This window comes from Corallococcus sp. Z5C101001, from assembly GCF_007352635.1.
GTDB classification, from domain to species: Bacteria; Myxococcota; Myxococcia; order Myxococcales; family Myxococcaceae; genus Corallococcus; species Corallococcus silvisoli.
The window spans coordinates 166558-186701 of the sequence record NZ_VKLU01000013.1 but is presented as its reverse complement, the minus strand read 5'-3'; the positions used below and the strand labels follow the sequence as shown (position 1 = coordinate 186701).

Below are 20144 nucleotides of genomic sequence, written 5' to 3'. Positions count from 1 at the left end.
GGATGACAGCCGGTCCCCCGGCCGGACCCCCGCCTGGGTGGCGGTGATCCACCCCGCACTCCACGGCGAACGGGGCCCATCGTCAGAGTGGGTTCCCGCGCACGTCGAGATGCCGTAGTATCGGCCCACGAGTACGCGTGCGAACCTGCTGGGGCGTCGTCTAATGGCAGGACGTCAGACTTTGACTCTGATTATCAAGGTTCGAATCCTTGCGCCCCAGCCACTCCGCTCCGGGGGGACGCGGTCAACGTCCGTCCGGAGGTAGAAGGCGGTGGGCTGATGCCGCAGAAGACGCTCCTGCTGGTCACCGTGGGCGGTCCGCCGTCCGCGCTCGTGAACGCCGTGCAGGAACCGCTGGCGACGCACCTGGGCGTCAGCGCGGTCGTGAGCAGGACGGTGCTGTCGTCCCCTGCCTACGCCTTCAACAAGGACCGGAGCCAGTACCACTGCAACGCCATCATGCGGCGGCTGGGAACGGTGCTGGAGGACGCGCCCCAGGACCTGGTGATGGGCGTGACGGACGCGGACCTGTTCGAACCGGACTCGCCCTTCGTCTTTGGCCAGGCGGACCGGGAGTCGAACGTCGCGGTGCTGAGCGTGTACCGGCTGCGCCAGGGCGCGGAGGGTGAGGCGCTGCGCCGCCGCGTGCAGGTGGAGGCGGTGCACCAGGTGGGACACCTCATCGGCCTGTCCTACTGCGAGGACTCCCGGTGCGTGATGTTCTTCCCGCAGGCTCCGCAGGACATCGACCGCAAGTCGCTGGGCCCCTGCAATGTCTGTCGCAACGAGCTGAACCGGCTCAACCGCTGAGGCGCGTGAGGGGGCGCGTGAATGCCTCCTCGCGCGTTGACGTCCTGTCCAGCGCGCCCTGTAGTCTGCGGGCCGAAGCGTGTGACAGGGCCGGCACGGCGGGAGACAGTGATGATGGGCATGCGGCGATGGCTCGGTGGCGTGGTGGCGGTGGGGATGTTGGGGGCGTGCCAGCCCCTGGATGACGCGGGTGGCGGTGGCACCACGGGCGACGTCCTCTTCAACCAGGGCTTCGCCTTCGTGCGCGACGACCGGAACGTCTACGTGGTGGACGACGACGGCGACCCCAACAGCCCGCAGCGGCTGACGACGGGCGGCGGCGCTTACACGCCCTCGATTTCGAAGAACGGCAACAGCATCGTGTTCGTGCGGCGCTCGGGCAACGTGTCCTCGCTCCAGACGGTGCCCACCTCGGGCGGGCCGGTGGCCACGCTGCTGAGCACCAACGACGCGGCGTGCGGCAGCTGCACCAACTTCCGCGGGCCCACGTTCAGCCCGGATGGCCGCACCATCGTCTTCGCGTTCGACCGGACATCCGGATCGCTGGGCTCGCTGGCGCGCATCGGGGTGGATGGCAGTGGCTTCACGGAGCTGACGCCCAACGCGGGCATCGCCTTCGGGTCGCCGTCCTTCTTCCCCAACGGCAACACGGTGCTGGCGCCCGCGGGCACCGTCGCGTCCCAGCTCAACCAGCTCGCGTTCGTGCCGGTGGGCGGTGGCACCACGCGCTTCGTGTCGCTGGGCAACGAGGTGCTGGCCATCGCGAACCGCGCGGTGGTGTCTCCGGACGGGCAGCAGGTGGCGCTGGACGGGCGGCTGTCCTCCGGCAGCACGCGCATCTTCGTGGGCAACGTGACGGCCACCGGCCTCAACGGCGTCCTGCGGCGGTTGACGGACTACACGGCGAGCACGGTGCAGGAGAGCTTCCCCAGTTGGGCGGGCAGCACGGGGCTGGGCTTCCTCTTCAACGACTCCGGCGGCGACCCGAGCATCTACCGCGCCCCGGTGTCCTCGACGGCCAGCTCCGTCACCCTCGCGGTGCCCGTCGCGAACGAGCCCTTCTACGGGCCCAACTGATATCCGCGCGGGGGCCGCTGCTCCCCGGCGAGCGGCGGCTTCGGGGGTTCTCCCGGGTAAGGGCTGGAGCAGGGGGCATGAGGCGATGGCCTCCATGGCGCTCCCTGCTCCTACCGGGTGTCCCCGGTCAGCGACCAGGCTTGCAGCAGCCCGAGGACACCGACGGCCGCGAACAGCAGCAGGAAGACGGTTCCCCGGATGACGTCACGGCGCTCGACGCCTGTCCCCGGCCGCATGTTGTGGTGGGGCGCATCCGCCAGATAGACGATGTCGACGGTGGAGCCCGGTGGACGCTCCCCGTCGTCCGCCGCTTCCCGGAAGTTGCCGTACATCCGCGACCCATCCGGCAGCGCGAAGCAATGGAAGACATGCTGCTGGCGGCCGCGGGCATACCGCGTGACGCTGACGACCTCCGCGCGCACGCGCACCCCCTCCTGCCGCAACCGCACGGTGATGCCGCGGTACTTCAGGAGCAGCCGCAGCAACAGCAGGGGGGCGCCTGCGAACACGACGAGGAGGATGATCAGGGTCGTGAAGGGCATGGCACCGTCAGGACTCGGGGGGAGCGGGTGAACTCGCGCCGACGCAGCAGGGACAGCAGGGGGAAGACCCTTTCAGGGATCATGGGGCGACGTCCTCCCGTGCCGCCTCCTGCCGCTGCTGCTTCTGCTGGGCAGGAGGCCGCGGAGGCGCATCCAGTTGGCGCCAGCTTTGGGGGACGGTGGGGTGCCGAGAGCTCCGCGCCCGGACCCTCATGGGGTCGGGCATCATCATCAGGTACACGGTCACGACCATGAGGAACACCATGACGGTCACCATGGGCACGAGCGTGAGCAGCCCGACTTCCGTCTCCTCGCACTGATTCTGTCGGGGGTCCTCCGGGAGGTAGAGGACTTCGAGCACGTCCCCCACGGATGGGTGCGACCGCAGCACGCGCTTCTTCTGGGAGAACTCGTCTTGGAACCGCGAGCCGTCCTGCAGTTGGAAGACGTACTCCACCACCACGGTGTTCAGCACGTAGCTCCGGCGCAGGTTGACCACCTCGCCCAGGGAGCGCAGTCCCTGCGCTCGCAGCTTCCGGGTGAGCCGGTGCTGGCGCAGCAGCCGCACCGCGGTGAACAGGCATGTCCCCAGGAGGATCGCCCCGATCAGGAGCCTGAAGAGAGAGAGCATGGTTCCTTCAGGATGGGGGTGCGAGGGATGTGGAGGCAACCTGGGTCGGGTCTGTCTCGGCCCTCGCCAGCAGGGCCACCGCGCCAATGAGGACGAGGCCCACGAGCACGAAGCTGAAGTAGAGGGCGAGCCCCAGTGACATCACCCCGTGGCCCTCGGGGAAGCCGCGGCGCGGGTCGTTCGCGTCATAGAGCACCTGGATGCGGTCCCCGGGGCGCAGGCGCTTCCACAGGTCCTGGGAGATGTGGCGTTGGTGCTCGCGCCGCGTGCCGTCCGGTGGCGTGAAGGCGTAGTGGAGCACGTAGTCCGTGTCGTCCGCGGCGGCGAGCCGCTCCTTCTTGAGCACCGTGCCTTCCGCGTGGACCCCCTCGCGCACGATGCGCGTGTCCCGTTGGTACGACTCCCAGGTCAGCACCAGCATGGACACGCCCAGCACCACGAACGATGCGCCCAGCGCCCGCGCCGCGATGACGGCCACCCGTGCCTCCTTCCTCGCTGCCTGCCGCCCCTCTAAGCAGGCGACAGGCGACGCGAAACGGCAATCCTCCTCCGTGCCCCGCCGTACACCCGGGCGCGGGGCCTGCCCTGGTTTCGCGTCCGCCGACACGCGATGCTCCCGCGCGTCCTGCCGGAGGTGCACACCGTGTCCCTGTTCGATGCCGTCACCGCGGGAGACCGCGCCGCCCTCAGCGCCCAGCTCGACGCGGGCGCCGACCCCAACCCCTTCGACGCCGAAGGGCGCACGCCCCTGATGGTGGCCGCGCGCGTGGGCCGCGACGACCTGGTGCGGGCGCTCCTCGCGGCGGGCGCGGACCCGTCCCTGCCCGACAACCTGGGGGAGACGCCCTTCGTCACCGCCGCCGCCTACGGCCACCTCGCCGTGTGCGCGCTCCTGTCGTCCAAGGCCACCGACGACGAGAAGGACCTGGCGCGCACGCTCCTGAAGAACCAGGGCCTCTCCGAGCTGCCCTCGCGCCCCTCGGAGGTCGCCCCGGACGCCTTCCGCCGCAAGCTCGCCTCCGCGGGCGCCTACGTCGCCGGCAAGCTGGGGGATGACGGCGCCACGAAGCGCCTGGAGCGCGTGCTGCGCTCGGAGGGCAACGCCCCCAAGGGCCGCAAGTAGTCCCGGCACGCCGTGGAAGGACGAAGGGCCCGGCCGCTCCCGCATCGGGGAGCCACCGGGCCCTCGTCACTTCATCCGTGGGGGCGCGCTACTCCGGCTTGGCGCTGATGACCGGGCTGGGCGCCACGGTGCCGCCCTTGCTGCTCGTCTCGAGCGCGTCCGCGACCAGCTCCGTGATGTCCTTGACCTGGATCTGCTCGCGGCCGGTGTCGTTCTTCGCGTCGTTGAGCATCGTGGAGCAGAACGGGCAGGCCACCGCGACGATGCCCTTGCCACCCTGCTCCTTGTAGTCGCCCACCATGCCGGGCTTCTTCTTGTCCGCGGCGTCGGGGAAGGGCGTGGACGGGTCCTCCGCGTGCTTGAGCGTGAGGGCCACCTCGTTCATGCGGTTGTGGTTGATGCGCGTGCCGATGTGCTCCTCCATCCACATCCGGCCGCCACCCGCGCCGCAGCAGAAGCCCTCGCGCTGGCTGCGCTGCATCTCCACCACCTCCAGGCCCGGGATGCTCTTGAGCACTTCACGGGGCGCGTCGTACACGCCGTTGTGCCGGCCCAGGTAGCAGGGGTCGTGGTAGGTCAGCTTCGTTCCGGCGTTCATCACCGAGGACAGCTTGATGCGCTTGTCCTTGAGCAGCTCGTTGATGAGCTGCGTGTGGTTGATGACGCGGTACTCGCCGCCGAACTCCGGGTACTCGTTCTTGATGGTGTTGAAGCAGTGCGGGCACTGGGTGATGACCGCCTTCACGCCCATCGCGTTCCAGGACTCGACGTTCGTCTTGGCCAGCGTCTGGTACAGGTACTCGTTGCCCATGCGGCGCGCGGAGTCGCCGTTGCACATCTCCTGCTTGGACAGCGTCGCGAAGGACACGCCCGCCTCGCGCATGATCTTCACCAGCGCGCGGCTCACCTTCTTCTGCTTGTCATCGTAGCTGCCCGCGCAGCCCACGAAGAAGAGGTACTCGTATTCGCCGCCGTCACCCCAGGTGGGCAGCGCCAGGTCCTCCGCCCACTCGTCGCGCCGGTCCTGGCCCAGGCCCCAGGGGTTGCCCTGGCGCTCCATGCCCTCGAACACGCGCTGGATCTCCGGCGGGAACTCCGCCTTCACCTGCACCTGGTAGCGGCGCATGTCGATGAGGCGCGGGACGTTCTCGATGAACACCGGGCAGGCCTGCTCGCACCAGCCGCAGCTGGTGCACGCCCACACCGTCTCCGCCTTCAGCGCGCTGCCGACGATCTCCGGCAGGGGCTCCTTCACGCCGTGGGGGCCGTAGCCCTCCTCCACCCAGCGCTCGTTGTCCCAGAGCCAGTGCTTCAGGTCCTGGTTCACGGCCTTGTGCGTGAGCGGCTTGCCCGTGATGTACGTGGGACAGTGCGTCTGGCACCGGCCGCACTCCGTACAGGAGTACAGGTCCAGGCCGTTCTTCCAGGTGAGGTCCTTCACCGTGGCGGCGCCGAACTCCTCCTTCTCCAGGTTCGGCGTGGACAGCTTGCCGGTGGAGTGCGTGCGCTGGAAGAAGACGTTGGGCAGGCCCGTGATGATGTGGAAGTGCTTGCCCAGCGGCAGGAAGTTCAGGAACGCCAGGATGATGGTCAGGTGGGTGAAGAATCCCGCCACGCCCACCACGTGCGCCGCCGTGGGGCCCAGCGGCATCATCAGCAGGCCGGTCAGGCTGGTGATGGGCTCCCACCACAGCAGCGAGGCCGGCGCCGTCGGCACGTGCGAGGCGCCCATGGACACCTGCTGCGCGGCGGCGTGCGCGGCCACGAGGTGGCTGCCGCCGAAGAGGAACTCGGTGATCATCAGGCCCGCGATGAAGCCCAGGATGAGGTACGCCTCCCACGACTGGGACATGCGGTCCGGCTTCACCTTCCAGCGCGTCCACACGAAGTACGCCACGCCCAGCAGCGCCAGCGCCGCCACCGCGTCCTTCACCAGCAGGTAGACCTTGTAGAGCGCGAGCAGCGGCGGCGCGGCGTCCCACGCCGGGTGGCTCATGTCGGTGAGCACGTCCAGCGCGTTGGACGAGAAGCCCATCACGAACAGCATGATGGTGCGCACCGCCAGCACCATGAACGCCGCGTAGATGAAGATGTGGAACAGGCCCGGCGTGAACTCCTCCGGATCCACCATGCGCTTCTGCCCCAACCCGAAGCGCACCAGCTGCGCCACGCGGTAGGGGATGTGGTCCAGCCGGTTCTCCTTCTTCATCGCGAGCAGCACGCCCACGCGGCCGGACATCGTGATGACGAAGATGGAGACAGCGCCTGCGAGCAGCAGGCCAGTGATGATGGGGTTCATGGAACCTCGGAAACCTCTGGGGCCGCACGGCGAAGAACGCCGGGTTGCCGCGTTGCGGCAATTCTGGAGTGGCTGTCAACCCTAGCAGGGGTGATTCGCGAATCAAGCACCGAGCGGAAACCCGTGCCTGGTGACAGGCCACCCCGCGATTCCGCACCGGTTTCCGGGCCGGTGTCCAACGGGGCCGCGCACCCCTGTCCAATGCTGGAAACCCGGCCGGGAGCACGGCCGGAACCCCCGCCGGGCCTGTTGGATGGCAGGCGGGCGGACGTGCCCTGAACGACGTCCGCGAAACTTTGGGGGCCCGAGGGCTTTACAAAACCGAGGCGGCGCCCCAAAATGTTCGTAAATCGGTCAAGAAGTGCTTGTAAAGGGCCCGCATGGGGCAGGCCCGGGTGACCGACGCAGGGCGTCCAAGGGGACGCGAGCCGTCAAGGCCGTACACCCCGTGAACGGAGCGCCCAGGGAGCCGGACATGAGCCACGACGAGAGCACGTATCTGGACGAGGGGCGGGACTACCTGGACCTGGGCGACGAAGGTGAGAGTGGACGGGCGGTGCTGCCCCTGCAGCCCACCGAGGACCGGCGCTGGGGGCACCTGGACGAAGAGGCCTGGGGCGGCTGGAGCGTGGTGGAGTGAGCCGGGGCCCCCGCGGCCGGTGGACTGCGCGGGGGCATTCGTTGAGAGGTCCGGGGGGCGGCTTGCACTCCCGGAAGTTGATGCAGTGCGCTGACGCAGCGGCGCTCCCCGCCTCCGGGCCGGGTCGAGCCCCTGGCGCGTGACCCCGGGATGCGCGGTCCTGAATCCCTCATGAAGTAAATCCGTAAAGCGTTGAACGGTTCTGTTGAGCGCTGGGCTCGCGGGGGTGACCCAGGGCCTCTCCAGGCGCTCCGGGCGGGTTGCGCGGGGGTGATCGCTGGCCACGCCGGGGCGCGGAACCGTGGGGACGTGGTCGGGCAGGACACGTTGCTTTCACGACCGGAAACCCGACATCCTGCCGAAGCAAGCGGCAGGACCTCCGGGACGGACGTGGGCCTTGGGCCCGGGAGTTCGGGGCCTGGGAGCGTCTTCGCGACGGATTCGCGGCAGGATGGGCCCCACCCACCATGCGGGAGTGCGGATGAAGCAGACGGCCTGGGCGGTGGAGCGCGACGCGGAGAGCGGCCGCGAAGTGCTGCTGCTCGTGACCCTGGAGGCCGAAGCGGAGACGCCTCGGGCCCCGGTGGCGGTGAACCTGGTCATCGATCGCAGCGCGTCCATGCGGGGCGCGCCCCTGGCGGCGGCGGTGGAGGCGGCGCGCGCGCTGGTGGAGCGCGCGGGCCCGCGCGACTACGTGGGGCTGCTCACCTTCGACGCGGACGCCGAGCAGGTGCTGCCCGTGCGCGCCATGGACGCGAGCGCCAAGGCGTCCTTCCTGAAGACGCTGTCGCGCCTGGAGTCGGGTGAAGGCACCGCGCTGCACGAGGCCGTGGAGCGCGGCGCGGAGGCCGTGCGGCGCGTGCTGGTGCCGGGGGCCCGGCCGCAGCTGCTGATGCTCACGGACGGCGAGCCCTCCGTGGGGCCCACCGCCCTGGGCGAGTTCAAGGTGCTGGGCCAGCGGGTGTCGGACTCCGGCGTGGCGCTGCACGCGCTGGGGCTGGGGCGGCACTACCTGCCCGAGATCCTGGAGGCGCTCACGGGCCCGTCCGGCACGGGCTTCACGCACGTGGACGACGCGGAGGGGCTGCCGCTGGCGGTGGGCGCGCTGGGCGCGGAGCTGTTCGGCGAGGTGGTGTCCGACGCGCGCGTGTACGTGCTGCCCACGGGGTTCGCGGACCTGCGTTGCCGCCACCGCTACCCGTCGCGCGTGGAAGGGGACGCGATGAGCGCCGCGCTGGGGGCGGTGTCGCACGCGTTCCCGCGCCGGGTCCTCTTCGCGGGCGTGCTGGAGAAGGGGGACTGGAACCTCACCGTCACCGCCTCGTACACGGAGAACAACGACACCCGCCGGCTGTCCGTGCCTGTGACACGCCTGTTGCCGGACAGTGACGAGGGCCGCTTCGTGCGCGCCGTGTCCGCGGAGCTGGAGCTGGTCTCCTTCGAGGCCGCCGCGTGGAAGGCGCTCGCCCGCAGACAGCAGGACGCGGCGGAGCGGGCGCTCGAGGGCGCGGACAAGGGGCTCTACAAGCTCGCTCGCCTGGGCTCGTCGGACGTCCCCGCGCAGCGGCACGTGGACCGGCTGGCGGACCTGAGACGGGCGGTGGAGCGACGGGCGGCCCAGCCGTCCGCGCTGGGCGTGCGCCGGGCCCAGTCCGAAGTGTCGCGCATCACCATGAGCCGCATCGGGCCGGCGTTCCCGGTCGCCGCCCAGGGGGTCCCTCCGCCTCCGGCGGCGCGCGCGGCCCTGCCCGCGGTGGCGAGTGGCGGTGCCCCTCCGGCGGCGACGCTGGACAGCGGGGCGCTGCTGCCCTGGAAGACGGGTGGCGGAGAGTCGTAACCCGGCGGGCCTCCGGTGCGTACGAGGGTGCGTGGGGTCCTCACAGGCCCCCGGCGCCGGGCGTGCGGGTGTGCGGAATGCCTGTCCGCCTGGAAGGTTGAGTGCACCCCGCGGGGACGCATCCCAGGTAGCACGGCGTTTCCAGGTGAATTAACGGGAGTCGCATGACGCATCCGTGGAGCAAGAGGTCTGGAAGCCGGCTCGGTGGGCTGGGAGTGGCGGGCGTGTTGCTGCTGGCGACGGTGGCCCAGGCCGCGCTGCCGTCGACCGCCGTGGGCAGCACCGCACCCGACGAGGGCGACCCGCGCCTGGAGGGAGCGCTGCTCCTGGATGCCACGCAGGTGAAGGCGGGCGGCGACTTTCGCGTGGGAGTGCGCCTCAAGCTGGACCCGGAGTGGCACGTCTACTGGAAGAACCCGGGAGACTCGGGGCTGGCCACGGAGGTGTCGTGGGATGCGCCGGGCGTCCAGGTGGGTGACCTGCGCTGGCCCTTCCCCAGCACGTTCCGCACGCCGGACGGCTTCATCACCACGCACGGCTACCACGACGAGGTGCTGCTGTTCGCGCCCGCGCACGTGTCGGAGCAGGCCCAGGGCACGCTGACGGTGTCCGCGGCGGTGGATGCGCTCGCGTGCAAGGTGCACTGCATCCCCGCGCAGCTGGTGCTGTCGCGCACGCTGCCGGTGGGGCCGGAGACGGTGACGGACGCGGAGTTCGCGCCGCTGTTCGACGCCTCGCAGGCCCAGGTGCCCGCGCCGGTGGGCGGCCAGGGCGCGCCGCGCGTGGCCCTGGCGCTGGATGGCACGACGCTCACCGCGGGCAAGCCCTTCACGGGCACGCTCACCGTGACGGCGGCGGACGGCAAGCCGTTCGCGGGCGGCGTGGAGGGTGACTTCTTCGTGCCTGGCCGCATCGCGGGCGTGGACCGCGTGGCGTTGAAGCAGAAGGCGCCGGGGACGTTCGCGCTGGAGGGGCAGGCGTCGTCGGTGGTGCCCAAGGGCGAGCCCCGGCTCACCGGTGCGCTGCGCCTGGGCACGCGGGCCACGGGCTTCACGGCGGTGGACGTGGACACGGCGCTCGCGCCGGTGGTGGCGGATGGGGCGGTGGCGGAAGCTGCGCCGTTGAAGCTGCCGTCGATGAAGGACGCGGTGGGCAAGGTGAAGCCGGCGGCGGCCGCGCCGGTCGCGGCGGAGTCGTCCATGGGGTTGGGGCTCGCGCTGCTGTTCGCGTTCCTGGGCGGCGCGCTGCTCAACCTGATGCCGTGCGTGTTCCCGGTGCTGGCCATCAAGGCGTATGGCTTCGCGCGGCTGGTGCAGGAGGAGAAGGGGAAGGTGGTGCCGCACGCCCTGGCGTACGCGGGTGGCATCGTGGCGACGATGCTGCTCCTGGCGGGCGCGGTGCTGGCGGTGCGCGCGGGCGGCAGCAGCGTGGGCTGGGGCTTCCAGTTCCAGGAGCCGCTGTTCGTCGCGGGCGTGAGCGCGGTGGTGGTGGCGTTCGCGCTGAACCTCTTCGGGGTCTACACGCTGGGCGCGGACGGCACGGCGCTGGCGGGCAAGGTGGACCAGAGCCACGGCCTGCTGCGCAGCGCGGGTGAAGGCGTGCTGGCGGTGGTGCTGGCCACGCCGTGTTCGGCGCCGCTGTTGGGCACGGCGGTGGGCTTCGCCTTCGCGGCGGGCGCGGCCACGGTGGTGGCGGTGTTCCTGGCGCTGGGGTTGGGGCTGGCGCTGCCCTTCTGTGTGCTGGTGCTGGTGCCGGGCCTGGCGAAGCGGCTGCCGAAGCCGGGCATGTGGATGGAGCGCGGCAAGCAGTTCCTGGGCTTCGCGCTCCTGGGCACGACGGTGTGGCTGGTGTGGGTGATGGGCGGTCTGGCGGGGGTGGATGGCATGGCGCGGCTGCTCGCGTTCCTCATCGCGGTGGGCCTGGGCACGTGGCTGTACGGCCAGTCGCAGGGGCTGGAGGGGGGACGCCGGGGCGTGACGGTGGCGTTGGCGGTGCTGGTGCTGGTGGGCTCGGGCGCGGTGGCGCTGCGCTTCGACGAGGCGCAGGCGTCGCTGGAGACGCGCGGGGCGGTGGCGTCGTCGCACGGCGGGGCGCAGCCCTGGGACGAGGCGGCGGTGTCCGCGGCGCTGGCGGCGGGGCAGCCGGTGTTCGTGGACTTCACGGCGGACTGGTGCCTCACGTGCAAGTTCAACGAGCGCACCGTGCTGTCGCGCGACGACGTGCGGCAGGCGTTCCTGAAGCACAACGTGGCCTTCTTCGTGGCGGACTGGACGCGGCGGGACGCGCGCATCACGACGAAGCTGGCGGAGCATGGCCGCGCGGGCGTGCCGATGTATCTGGTCCTGAGCCCGGGTGCGCCGGACGCGCCCGAGGTGCTCAACGAGCTGCTCACCGCCGACAGCGTGATTCAGGCGGTGCAGCGCGCGGCGGAGTGCGGGTCGCCGCTGAAGGGTGGCTCGGTGGTGTGTGCCCGGCACTGAGTCGGGAAGTGAAGTGGCAGCGCCGGTGTTGGTTCGCAGCTTTCAACTCTCTGGAGGTCCCGTCATGAAGCAGGTCTTCAAGGCACTCGCGCTTACCGTTGCGTTCGTGGGCACCCCCGTCCTGGCCGCGGACTCCGCGGAGGTGGGCAAGCCCGCTCCGGCGTTCACGCTCAAGGACGAGGCGGGCAAGGCCCACTCGCTGTCGGAGTACAAGGGCAAGGTCGTGGTCCTCGAGTGGACGAACCCGGAGTGTCCGTTCGTGAAGCGGCACTACGAGGCCAAGACGATGCAGACGACGCAGAAGGGCTTCGATGCGAAGAAGGTGGTGTGGCTGACGGTGGATTCGTCCTCCACGCACTCCGCGAAGACCGCGGCGGACTGGAAGAAGAAGGAGGGCTTCAGCCAGCCGGTGCTGCTCGACACGGACGGTGCGGTGGGCAAGAGCTACGCGGCGAAGACGACGCCGCACATGTACGTCATCGACGGTGAGGGCGTGGTCCGCTACGCAGGCGCCATCGACGATGATCCGCGCGGCAAGAACACCGCGAAGGTCAACTACGTGAAGACGGCGGTGGACGCGCTCCTCACCGGCCAGCAGGTGCCGACCGCGACCTCCGAGCCGTACGGCTGCTCCGTGAAGTACAAGAGCTGAAGCACCGTTCGCCTCCGAGCGGTGGAAGGCCCGTGTCCCCCTGGAGGACGCGGGCTTTTTCATTTCGGCTCGCGGTGGGCGTACTTCGGGCCCAGGCCTTCGATGCGGTAGGTGTTGCCGGGGTAGGTTCGGTTGATGCTGGTCTCGACGGTGGATGGGTAGCGCTCCAGCGAGACGAAGCGTTTGACGTGCTTGCGCACCTTGAGGGCCGCGCGCGTCAGGCCCGTGACCCAGGACGGAGGGGGCTCGAACTGGATGGCGGGCAGCAGCCGCGGCGGCACCAGGCCCAGGCTGATGGGGGCCACCAGGGGGCGCAGCGGACGCGGTACCCAGCCGGCCAGGATGTCCACGGTGGACTGGGCGACGCGGTGGCTGGCCTCATCGGGGACGAACTCGCGCGCCTCGTAGTCGCGGATGAAGGCGTCGTACGCGGGCTTGTCCTCCGGGAGGTCCTTCAGGCCCATGCGCCCGCCGATTTCGCGCCAGTAATGGAACCAGGCCTCGCGCTCGTGAGCGGTGAAGGGTCGCCAGCCGAAGTCCACCATCCATTGGATGGGGAAGTCGATGAAGGTCCACAGCACGAAGAGGAAGTCCTCGTTCGGGATGCGGAAGAAGGAGTGGATGTGATTCATCTGCTCCAGGGAACGGCGCCCGGCCTCGCCCTCCCAGCCGCACTCCATGAACCGCGCGATGAGCAGCCGGGTGTCGTCGTAGCGCTTCTGACCGTGCTGGTTGAATTCACCGGTGCGGTCCAGCAGCCGGGAGACGGAGCGGCTGCCATAGGTGTGGAAGAGCGCGATCTCCGTCGACCGCACGATGTCGAACGGGAACTCGTAGTTGGTCAGCAGGTGCACGATGCGCTGGCAGTCACGCCTCGCGTCCAGGGACTCGATTTCACGGCGCACGTCGGGCAGGCGCGGGCGCCAGAACGGCTTGCGGTAGACGGGCCCGGGCACGTGGGTGCCGTGAACCTGCCCGGTGCCCCCTGAGAAGGGACAGCCCGAAGGAGCGGTGTCCTCCGGTGCGCGTGCGTGGGATGCCGGGTCGTTCATGAAGGGCAGGCTCCGGGAGGCGAGGCGCGGCGATGCTAGCCCGGGCCACGACGGACTGCCGTACCCCGAAGGGTGAGGGGGCTGCCGGATGGGCGATGCGTCGCGCGCAGGCCGTGGGGTGGCCTTGTCGTGGGCGCGAGCGCGCCGGACCTTGTCTGGGAGGGCATGAGCCCCGGACAGGAGACGCAACATGGCCAGCAACAAGGGCACGCCGAAGACCGAGAGCGAGCGCGCCGACACCCAGAGCGCCGAGTCGCTGGAGCGTGAAGCTCGCCACCAGCGCCCAGGGACGGGGCGGGGAGATGTCACCGACGAGGACGTGGGCGAGGACCGCATCCTCCAGAAAGGCATTGGCGGCTACGGCGCGCAGAAGGGCACGGAGCCCGCCAGGGAAGCACCACCGCTCAGCGACGACGGCGAGCGGTAGCACTCACCGGTTCACGCGGTGCCGCTGGGGGGCATGACGCCAGGGGGCCGCTTCCTGGTGTGCCGCCGTGGCTTCGCTTCCACTCGACGTGTGCGTCCCTCGCGGTGCCATGGGCTTCAGACGCGGGCGTGCCATTCCAGGCCGCCGGGCAAGGGGCTCGCCGCGAACTCCAGGTGGATGACCCGGCGATGCGCGGGGGCGCGGGCAGGTGACGAGGCGTGCAACAGCAGGGGCCGCATTACCAGCAGGCCGCACCGGGGCACGAGACAGTCCTGGGGTGCCGTCCGTTCAATCCAATCCGGGATGCTGGCGGCGGGCAGGCGTCCTTCGCGGTGCGAGCCCGCGAGGACTCGCACGGGGCCGTTGTCCTCCCCGCAGTCGTCCAGGTGCACGCGCACGGCGATCATGTCCTCCAGGATGGCCGTGGGTGGCTGCACGCAGGGCACGTCAGCCTTCTCCGACCAGGGGCCGAAGCCCGCCGCGTCGCGGCGCTCACGCACGGCGATGGTGAGGTCCTGGTGCCAGATGACCTTCCAGTTCGCGTCCGGGGTCTTGTCGAACAACAAGCCCCGCACCGCGAAGCAGTGGGGGCCCAGGATGGACTCGGCGGCTTCGCGCACGGGGCCCGCGCGGGCCAGTTCACGGACGGCGGGCACGGTCTCCAGCAGGTTGCGCACGCCTCCGCGCCGCTGGGGGGGCGCCGCGTCGCTCAAGACGTGCAGGGCCTGGAGCAGGGCGTCCGCGGTCCCTGGCGTGATGCCCTTCGCGAGGATGGCGAAGCCCTCGCGCTCGATGCGTGCGGGCAGCTCCGGGGGCATGGCGTGGGCCTTCGATGAGGACATAGCGGCGCGCATCATGAACCGGCCGCGCCCGGGCGGCTCCGGTTTCCACGGGGGTGGCTCCCCCGTGGAGCCGGAGAAGGCTCAGGCCGCCACGGGCTCCACGCGCTTCCGGGCCCTGGCGGAGACGCCCCTGCGGCGCCCCTTGCGCAGCACGTCCAGGTGCACGGCGTCCTCGGTGGCGAGCGCCATCAGGCGTTGCAGGTCGTCCACGCTGCTGACCGGCCGGCTGTTGATGCCGAGCAGCAGGTCGTCGACCTGGAGGCCCGCGTCTTCGGCGGGTGTGCCCTCCTGCACCTTCAGCACCCTCACGGCGCGGAGCTGGCCGGTGTCTCGCGCGAGCGCGGGCTCCAGGTTCACCGCCGTCGCGGCGATGCCCAGGAACTTCCGGTCCACCCGGCCGCGCTGGATGAGCAGGCTCGCGACCCAGGCCGCTGTCGTGGCGCTCACCGCGAAGCCGATGCCCTGCGCGAACGGCAGCACCAACGTGTTGAGCCCCACCACGCGCCCGCGCGTGTCGAGCAAGGGCCCGCCAGAGTTGCCCGGGTTGATGGCCGCGTCCGTCTGGAGCATCCCTTCCAGGATGACGCCGTCCGGCAGCGTGATGGAGCGGTTGATGGCGCTCACCACGCCCAGCGACACCGACTGCTCCAGGCGGAAGGGATTGCCAATGGCCATCACCAACTGCCCCACCCGGACGGACTCTGGATCCGCGAGCGGCAGCGTGGGGAAGTCGTCGCCCTCCGCGCGCACCACCGCGAGGTCGGTGGGGGCATCCGCGCCCACCAGGGTGCCCCGGCGCTCCTCGCCGTTGTGGAGCTGCACGGTGAGGCGCTTCTGCGTGCGCATCACCACGTGCCGGTTGGTGAGCACGTAGCCGTCCGGCGTGAGGAACAGGCCGGTGCCATGTCCTCGCGCGTGCTCCACGCCCACCACCGCCGGCGCCGCTCCGGCGACGAGTCCTTCCAGATCATCGGAAAGCTGCTGCAACAGTTTCATGGCCGGCTCCTTTCATGAACGCTTGCCCACGGTGATGGGCACCTCGCGCAGGTCGCCCGCGCGCAGCACCTTCGCTTGGATGGACGCGCCCACCTTCTCGCCGCCCAGGTAGCCCAGCAGGTCCTCCACTCCGTGCAGGGGCTGGCCGCCCAGGCTCACCAGCACGTCACCCAGCAGCAGCCCGGCCTTCTGTGCCGGTCCGTCTGGATCCACGGAGAGCAGGATGAGCCCCGCCTTCGTGCCGTCGATTTCACGTGGCAGGCGCACCGGGTAGGCGCCCACGCCCAGGTAGCCGCGGCGGATGCCGCCGTGCTCGCGCAGCGCGTTCGCCACGCGCGTCAACGTGCCGCCAGGGAGGATGACCGCGGCGGTGCGCGAGAAGGCCGCCGTGGGGATGCCGAGGAAGCGGCCCTGCGCATCCACCAGCGCGCCGCCGGAGAAGCCAGGAGGGAGGTCCGCGTCCGTCTCCAGGTAGCGGTCCACCTGCCCGCCCGCATGCGTGCGCCAGTCGCCGCCGAACGCGCTGACGATGCCCAGCGTGGCGCGAGCGGTGCGGCCCGGGCGGCCCAGGGCCAGCACCACGTTGCCCACCCTCACGTCGTCGAGCGGCGCGGGCGCGAGCGCGGTCAGCCCGGTGGCGTCGGCCTTGAGGAGGGCGAGGTCGGTGCTCGGGTCGCGGCCGATGAGCTCCGCGGAGACCGAGCGGCCATCCGCGAGGCCCACCTGGATGGAGCCTTCATGTTCGACGGCATGGCTGGTGGTGAGGATGTGGCCGTCGGCATCCCAGACGACGCCGCTCGCGCCCCGGCGGCGGCGGGCCTCGACGCGGACGAGGGAGGGAGCGATGCGCTCGACGACAGTGGAGATGGATTGGGAGAGGGACTGGAGGGTGTCGGTGGACATGATGTGTTCCTTTCGAGCCAGAAACTAAAGGGCTCGAAAGCGCGCCACATCGGCGGACCGGGCAGGACGCGGACCTACCCGTTCGGGCAGGACACCTGACCTTCTGGAGAGGTGCCCGACGCTTCGGGCAGGGTGTCTCAGCCCCGGTCGAGCAGTGCGCCTCCCGGGCCGAAGCCCAGGGACATGCACAGCACTCGCTGGCCCTTCACCCGGGCATCGCGCCGCGCGGACTCAGCCGCCAGCTCCGCGTCGTTGAGCACGAACACCGGGCCCCCGGTCTCCGGTAGCTCCGCCAGCGCGAGGATGTCCGCGACGAGGGACGCCGCGCCTTCAAAGCCATAGGTACAACCGCCGGGCATCAGGTCCTCATCCAGCGGACAGGGCAACGCGAGGCACACCGCGTCCGGGACCCCGCTCGCGTCCTCCGCGAGGAAGGTCCTCAACGCACTCGCGATGAACGCCACCGTGTCCCGGATGTGATGGCCATCGTCGGGGCGCGGTTGCCCGATGAACAGCGGCGGGAGCGTGGACAGGTTTCGTTCAAACACCCGAATGACTCCAGGGCTCGCGCACTTGATGCTCGTCTGGCCCACGTCCACCGCGACGGGGCTTCTCGCGTCCTGTGCCTCCAGCATCCGCAGGCCCGCACGCACGGGGGCGAAGCGCGGCGCGGGCGCGATGTGCACCGGACAGTGCAGGGCGGCCGTGGCTTCCTTCAGCGCGGCGGGGAAGCCCTCCAGCTCCGCCAGCCCTCCGCTCAGATACGCCGCATCGGGAGCATGCCGCCCCACCAGCAGCTGGAGCGCCGCGGCCAGCGGAGGCATCACGCGCCCCGTGAGCGTGGTGCCGGGCACTCCCGCGCGCCGGTCGTCCTCCACCCACGGTGAGCCCAACAACTCCCACAGCTCGCGTCCCAGCACCGGCAGGTTCCACACCTCCAGCGGCGTGACGCCCTCCGGATGATGACGGCGCGGCTTCCAGGCGCGACTCACGCCACGAGTCCCGCGATGCGTTCGGCGGCCGTCCTCGCGCCGTCGTGCGCGCGGTAGGAGCGGGAGATCTCCGACACGCGCTCGCGCATCCTCGACTCCGGCGAGAGGAGCTGGGCGATGGCTTCACGGCAGGACTCCACCGTGAGCGTCCGTGGGTCCCTCGCGAGTCCCGCGCCGGACTTCTCCAGGAAGTGCGCCTGCACCGGCTGATCATTGCACACCGGCAGCAGCAACATCGGCACGCCCGCCGTCATCGCCTCCATCACCGAGTTGGCGCCCCCGTGGGAGATGAACGCCGCCGCGCGCTCCAGCACCTGACGCTGCGGCGTGTACGGCACCGCCACCACGTCACCGGGCAGGGTGCTTGGGAAGTCCGTGCCGGCCAGCTCGCCCGCGCACAGCACCAGCGTCACGCCGAAGGGCCGCGCGGCCTCCGCGATGAGGCGGAACAGCTCCGGCTGATAGGAGATCTGACTGCCGAAGGACACATACAGCACGGGCTTGTCGCCCAATCGCTCCCAGGGGAATGGCACCTCGTCACCCCGGGGTTCGGGCGGAGTCGATGGGCCCACGAGCAGCGTGTGCGGCGGCACTCCGGCATCCGGGCCCAGGAACGCCTCGGTGGCGAAGATGACATTGAGCCGGGGCGACAGGCATTCACAGGTGCGGAAGCGCGCATCGAAGCCGTGACGGCGGAACAGCGCCTGCCGGTCCTCCTGGAGCGCTTTCACGTTGCGCAGCAGGGGAATCTCCGGCCGGGGCTCCAGCAGCGTGAGCGCGGAGGACACGCCCGCCCAGGGGATGCCTTCCGTGTGCGCCGCGAGGACCGCCGCGTACTGCATCCCGTCCAGCGCCATCACGTCGGGACGGAAGGCGCGCACGACCTCGCGCACCGGCTCCAGGAGCGCGGGCGCCGCGTCCAGCAACAGCCCTCGAATCCACTTCCCGAGCGCCACGTCGTCCAGCACCAGCTTCGCCAGCGCCTCGCCGCCTGTCTCGATGCCTGGAGGTGCTGCGTCGACGTGTGGCAGGCGCAACACTTCCACGCCCAACGACTCGAGCTGCGGCGCGGGTTCAGGGATGCACAGCCAGCCGACGGTGTGCCCCAGACGGCGCAGCCACTGGGCGACACCGACCATCGGGTTGAGGTGCCCCTTCTCGGGGGAGGTGGCGATCAGGACTCGGGACATTCAGGTGTGCGCCTCGGCGTGAGCCTGGAGCATGGCCAGGGACACGAGTCGCATCAACAACCGGTCCATGGCGCCGGTGCTCGGGTCGTCGGAGGGCAGGCGCGCATAGCGCTCCAGCAGGTCCGACACGGCTCGCGAGTCGATGACTTGAAGGGGTTCCAGGCGCCCCGGGGACAGCCAGGCGCGATACAGCTCCAGCCAGCGCGTGCGCACGGGGCTGGAGAGCGCGGTGTGGCCGTACCGGGGCGTCTTGCGCGCGAGGCGCACCTCGTCGGGGACGAGCGAGCGCACGGCGTGCCGGAACAGCCACTTGCCGAACCCGTCCCGCAGCAGCACGGACTCCGGCAGCGCGAGCGCCACCCGGGCGAACGCCGCATCCAGATAGGGCGTACGGACCGTGAGCCCATGCGCCCTCGCACCGCGCAGCTCGGGCGGGAGGATGAGCTCGTGCAGCACCCACTCCGCGTAGCGCAGCTCCTCGGTCGCGAGCGGATGCTCCGAGGGCAGCTCCCACGGCGCGGGCATCGCGCCGAGGCTGTTCCCCAGGTTGTCCACAGGGGGGTGGTCCGGGGCGTGATCGCCGTCCTGCCCCTGGGAAACAGCCCTCAAGTTGTCCACAAGCGGCATTTCGTCGCGAGGGCCCGGCCGTTGATCGGCACCGCGAATCCCAGAGGGAGCCGACTCAGGGGACGGCCGCGTGTGTGGCTGTGTTTCCTGATCGTGGCCGGGAGTCCCGGACAGAGGCCTTCCTGAGTTGTCCACAGCCCCCCGTGTGTCTCCGGGGGCGTCTTCATGATCGTGCGAGCCGGCTCGGAGCGGGGCCCCGAAGTTATCCACAGCGGCCGGGGCATCGCGCTCCAGGAGGGCCGTGTCTCCGGTTCGGGCCTCCGCGTGATCGCGCCCTCCGCGTTGGAGCGCCAGCGCGCCGTGCCTCAAGACCCGCACGGCGAGGGCGCGGTCCTCGTCCACGCGGGCCTTCGCGAAGCCGGGGGCTCCTGGCGTGCCCTGGAGCACTTCATCCGCTCCCGCGCCGCTCAGGAGCACGGGGCTCGCGCCCTGCTGACGGGCTTGCAGGTAGAACACCGCGCTCGCCACGGCGCGGGCGTTGAGGATGACGGTCTGGTTGGCGAGGACCGCGTGTTCAAACAGGTCCGGCAGCACGGCGTCGGGGATGAGCACATCCACCAGCTCCGCGCCGGTCACCTTCGCCATCCGCCGCGCGTTGCTTCGCTCCACCGCGTCCGCGAAGTGCACGTCCATGGTCCAGGCTCGCACCTTCCCGGGGGCATGGCGCGCGGCCATCGCGCACAGGGCGGCGCTGTCCACCCCGCCGCTCAGGCTCACCTCGTACGTGCCTGCCTCCACATGGGCCCGCACGGTGTCGGACCAGACGGCCAGCAGCCTCTCCGCGAGCGCGTCCTCGTCGTGCGTGCCGACCTCCCGGACCACTCGCGGCAGCGCCGTGTCGATGCGCTCCACGCCGGGGCGCAGCCCCGCGTTGGATGCACGGGCATGGCACAGCAGGTCGGCCACCGCCCGGGGAGGCAGGCCGCGCGTGGGCGCCCTGCGCAGGGAGGGAGTTCGGGTCGGCATTCGAGGGGCATCATAAAGGCCACGGTGGCCCTCATGTAGAGTCCGCCTCCCTGTCGCC

General features: G+C 70.7%; 19 protein-coding genes and 1 tRNA gene. 9 read left to right on the top strand and 11 right to left on the bottom strand.

Going from position 1 to position 20144, the window contains the following annotated elements; genetic code table 11:
• The first annotated feature begins 149 nt into the window (after nucleotides 1-149).
• The 3 genes from FOF48_RS27810 (at nucleotide 150) to FOF48_RS27800 (ending at nucleotide 1887) form a co-directional block, all read left to right on the top strand.
• A tRNA-Gln gene (locus FOF48_RS27810) sits at nucleotides 150-223 on the top strand.
• A 56-nt stretch (nucleotides 224-279) separates the two neighbouring features.
• Entirely contained in the window at nucleotides 280-810 is a 531-nt protein-coding gene (locus tag FOF48_RS27805) for a non-proteolytic archaemetzincin-like protein (protein WP_143906354.1), read from the top strand.
• Nucleotides 811-930: 120 nt separating this feature from the next.
• Nucleotides 931-1887, top strand: coding sequence for a hypothetical protein (locus FOF48_RS27800; RefSeq protein WP_328700846.1), 957 nt, complete (start codon nucleotides 931-933; stop codon nucleotides 1885-1887).
• A gap of 110 nt (nucleotides 1888-1997) precedes the next feature.
• Here the strand turns inward: FOF48_RS27800 and FOF48_RS27795 are convergent, their stop codons facing one another.
• The 3 genes from FOF48_RS27795 to FOF48_RS27785 form a co-directional block, all read right to left on the bottom strand.
• Nucleotides 1998-2429, bottom strand: a complete 432-nt coding sequence (locus tag FOF48_RS27795) for a DUF3592 domain-containing protein (protein WP_143906350.1) — start codon at nucleotides 2427-2429, stop codon at nucleotides 1998-2000.
• A gap of 79 nt (nucleotides 2430-2508) precedes the next feature.
• The gene (locus FOF48_RS27790) at nucleotides 2509-3060 is read right to left on the bottom strand and encodes a DUF3592 domain-containing protein (protein ID WP_143906349.1); all 552 of its coding nucleotides are present in this window, start codon (nucleotides 3058-3060) and stop codon (nucleotides 2509-2511) included.
• Nucleotides 3061-3067: 7 nt separating this feature from the next.
• Nucleotides 3068-3538, bottom strand: a complete 471-nt coding sequence (locus tag FOF48_RS27785) for a DUF3592 domain-containing protein (RefSeq protein ID WP_143906347.1) — start codon at nucleotides 3536-3538, stop codon at nucleotides 3068-3070.
• A 165-nt stretch (nucleotides 3539-3703) separates the two neighbouring features.
• Here FOF48_RS27785 and FOF48_RS27780 point away from each other — a divergent pair, with 165 nt between their 5' ends.
• Nucleotides 3704-4183 carry an ankyrin repeat domain-containing protein gene (locus tag FOF48_RS27780; protein WP_186002103.1) on the top strand — a complete coding sequence of 160 codons (480 nt, stop codon included), beginning with the start codon at nucleotides 3704-3706 and terminating at the stop codon, nucleotides 4181-4183.
• A gap of 88 nt (nucleotides 4184-4271) precedes the next feature.
• On the opposite strand, the gene FOF48_RS27775 is transcribed toward FOF48_RS27780, so the two are convergent.
• A complete protein-coding gene (locus FOF48_RS27775; RefSeq protein WP_143906343.1) occupies nucleotides 4272-6482 on the bottom strand; it encodes a (Fe-S)-binding protein in 2211 nt (736 codons plus the stop codon).
• A 475-nt stretch (nucleotides 6483-6957) separates the two neighbouring features.
• Here FOF48_RS27775 and FOF48_RS36595 point away from each other — a divergent pair, with 475 nt between their 5' ends.
• The 4 genes from FOF48_RS36595 (at nucleotide 6958) to FOF48_RS27760 (ending at nucleotide 12091) form a co-directional block, all read left to right on the top strand.
• A complete protein-coding gene (locus FOF48_RS36595) occupies nucleotides 6958-7122 on the top strand; it encodes a hypothetical protein (protein ID WP_161664823.1) in 165 nt (54 codons plus the stop codon).
• Nucleotides 7123-7603: 481 nt separating this feature from the next.
• Entirely contained in the window at nucleotides 7604-8959 is a 1356-nt protein-coding gene (locus tag FOF48_RS27770; protein ID WP_143906341.1) for a VWA domain-containing protein, read from the top strand.
• A 164-nt stretch (nucleotides 8960-9123) separates the two neighbouring features.
• Complete coding sequence (locus FOF48_RS27765) at nucleotides 9124-11439, top strand: protein-disulfide reductase DsbD (protein WP_143906338.1); 2316 nt, start codon at nucleotides 9124-9126, stop codon at nucleotides 11437-11439.
• A 64-nt stretch (nucleotides 11440-11503) separates the two neighbouring features.
• Nucleotides 11504-12091 carry a thioredoxin family protein gene (locus FOF48_RS27760; RefSeq protein ID WP_143906336.1) on the top strand — a complete coding sequence of 196 codons (588 nt, stop codon included), beginning with the start codon at nucleotides 11504-11506 and terminating at the stop codon, nucleotides 12089-12091.
• 59 nt (nucleotides 12092-12150) lie between these two features.
• On the opposite strand, the gene FOF48_RS27755 is transcribed toward FOF48_RS27760, so the two are convergent.
• Nucleotides 12151-13143: an oxygenase MpaB family protein gene (locus tag FOF48_RS27755; protein WP_143906334.1), complete on the bottom strand. Its 993-nt coding sequence runs from the start codon at nucleotides 13141-13143 to the stop codon at nucleotides 12151-12153.
• Between the two features lie 190 nt (nucleotides 13144-13333).
• On the opposite strand from FOF48_RS27755, the gene FOF48_RS27750 reads away from it, so the two are divergent.
• Nucleotides 13334-13570, top strand: coding sequence for a hypothetical protein (locus FOF48_RS27750; RefSeq protein ID WP_143906332.1), 237 nt, complete (start codon nucleotides 13334-13336; stop codon nucleotides 13568-13570).
• A 116-nt stretch (nucleotides 13571-13686) separates the two neighbouring features.
• Here FOF48_RS27750 and FOF48_RS27745 read toward each other — a convergent pair whose 3' ends face one another.
• The 6 genes from FOF48_RS27745 to FOF48_RS27720 all read right to left on the bottom strand — a co-directional run bounded on the left by FOF48_RS27745 (nucleotide 13687) and on the right by FOF48_RS27720 (nucleotide 20086).
• The gene (locus FOF48_RS27745) at nucleotides 13687-14412 is read right to left on the bottom strand and encodes a phytanoyl-CoA dioxygenase family protein (protein ID WP_255442748.1); all 726 of its coding nucleotides are present in this window, start codon (nucleotides 14410-14412) and stop codon (nucleotides 13687-13689) included.
• 81 nt (nucleotides 14413-14493) lie between these two features.
• Entirely contained in the window at nucleotides 14494-15408 is a 915-nt protein-coding gene (locus tag FOF48_RS27740; protein ID WP_143906329.1) for a S1C family serine protease, read from the bottom strand.
• 12 nt (nucleotides 15409-15420) lie between these two features.
• Nucleotides 15421-16311: a S1C family serine protease gene (locus FOF48_RS27735; RefSeq protein WP_143906327.1), complete on the bottom strand. Its 891-nt coding sequence runs from the start codon at nucleotides 16309-16311 to the stop codon at nucleotides 15421-15423.
• Nucleotides 16312-16448: 137 nt separating this feature from the next.
• Complete coding sequence (locus FOF48_RS27730; RefSeq protein ID WP_143906326.1) at nucleotides 16449-17303, bottom strand: ROK family protein; 855 nt, start codon at nucleotides 17301-17303, stop codon at nucleotides 16449-16451.
• Nucleotides 17300-18493, bottom strand: a complete 1194-nt coding sequence (locus FOF48_RS27725) for a glycosyltransferase (protein ID WP_143906324.1) — start codon at nucleotides 18491-18493, stop codon at nucleotides 17300-17302. The genes FOF48_RS27730 and FOF48_RS27725 overlap by 4 nt, the downstream gene beginning before the upstream one ends.
• Entirely contained in the window at nucleotides 18494-20086 is a 1593-nt protein-coding gene (locus FOF48_RS27720) for an asparagine synthase C-terminal domain-containing protein (protein ID WP_186002098.1), read from the bottom strand.
• Between the last annotated feature and the right edge of the window lie 58 nt (nucleotides 20087-20144).

Excerpts from the sequence above, each read along its gene's own strand:
- FOF48_RS27805 (WP_143906354.1), top strand. The coding sequence starts at position 280 with ATGCCGCAGAAGACGCTCCTGCTGGTCACCGTGGGCGGTCCGCCGTCC.
- FOF48_RS27800 (WP_328700846.1), top strand. The coding sequence starts at position 931 with ATGCGGCGATGGCTCGGTGGCGTGGTGGCGGTGGGGATGTTGGGGGCG.
- FOF48_RS27795 (WP_143906350.1), bottom strand. The coding sequence starts at position 2,429 with ATGCCCTTCACGACCCTGATCATCCTCCTCGTCGTGTTCGCAGGCGCC.
- FOF48_RS27790 (WP_143906349.1), bottom strand. The coding sequence starts at position 3,060 with ATGCTCTCTCTCTTCAGGCTCCTGATCGGGGCGATCCTCCTGGGGACA.
- FOF48_RS27775 (WP_143906343.1), bottom strand. The coding sequence starts at position 6,482 with ATGAACCCCATCATCACTGGCCTGCTGCTCGCAGGCGCTGTCTCCATC.
- FOF48_RS36595 (WP_161664823.1), top strand. The coding sequence starts at position 6,958 with ATGAGCCACGACGAGAGCACGTATCTGGACGAGGGGCGGGACTACCTG.
- FOF48_RS27770 (WP_143906341.1), top strand. The coding sequence starts at position 7,604 with ATGAAGCAGACGGCCTGGGCGGTGGAGCGCGACGCGGAGAGCGGCCGC.
- FOF48_RS27765 (WP_143906338.1), top strand. The coding sequence starts at position 9,124 with ATGACGCATCCGTGGAGCAAGAGGTCTGGAAGCCGGCTCGGTGGGCTG.
- FOF48_RS27760 (WP_143906336.1), top strand. The coding sequence starts at position 11,504 with ATGAAGCAGGTCTTCAAGGCACTCGCGCTTACCGTTGCGTTCGTGGGC.
- FOF48_RS27755 (WP_143906334.1), bottom strand. The coding sequence starts at position 13,143 with ATGAACGACCCGGCATCCCACGCACGCGCACCGGAGGACACCGCTCCT.
- FOF48_RS27750 (WP_143906332.1), top strand. The coding sequence starts at position 13,334 with ATGGCCAGCAACAAGGGCACGCCGAAGACCGAGAGCGAGCGCGCCGAC.
- FOF48_RS27745 (WP_255442748.1), bottom strand. The coding sequence starts at position 14,412 with ATGTCCTCATCGAAGGCCCACGCCATGCCCCCGGAGCTGCCCGCACGC.
- FOF48_RS27740 (WP_143906329.1), bottom strand. The coding sequence starts at position 15,408 with ATGAAACTGTTGCAGCAGCTTTCCGATGATCTGGAAGGACTCGTCGCC.
- FOF48_RS27735 (WP_143906327.1), bottom strand. The coding sequence starts at position 16,311 with ATGTCCACCGACACCCTCCAGTCCCTCTCCCAATCCATCTCCACTGTC.
- FOF48_RS27725 (WP_143906324.1), bottom strand. The coding sequence starts at position 18,493 with ATGTCCCGAGTCCTGATCGCCACCTCCCCCGAGAAGGGGCACCTCAAC.
- FOF48_RS27720 (WP_186002098.1), bottom strand. The coding sequence starts at position 20,086 with ATGCCGACCCGAACTCCCTCCCTGCGCAGGGCGCCCACGCGCGGCCTG.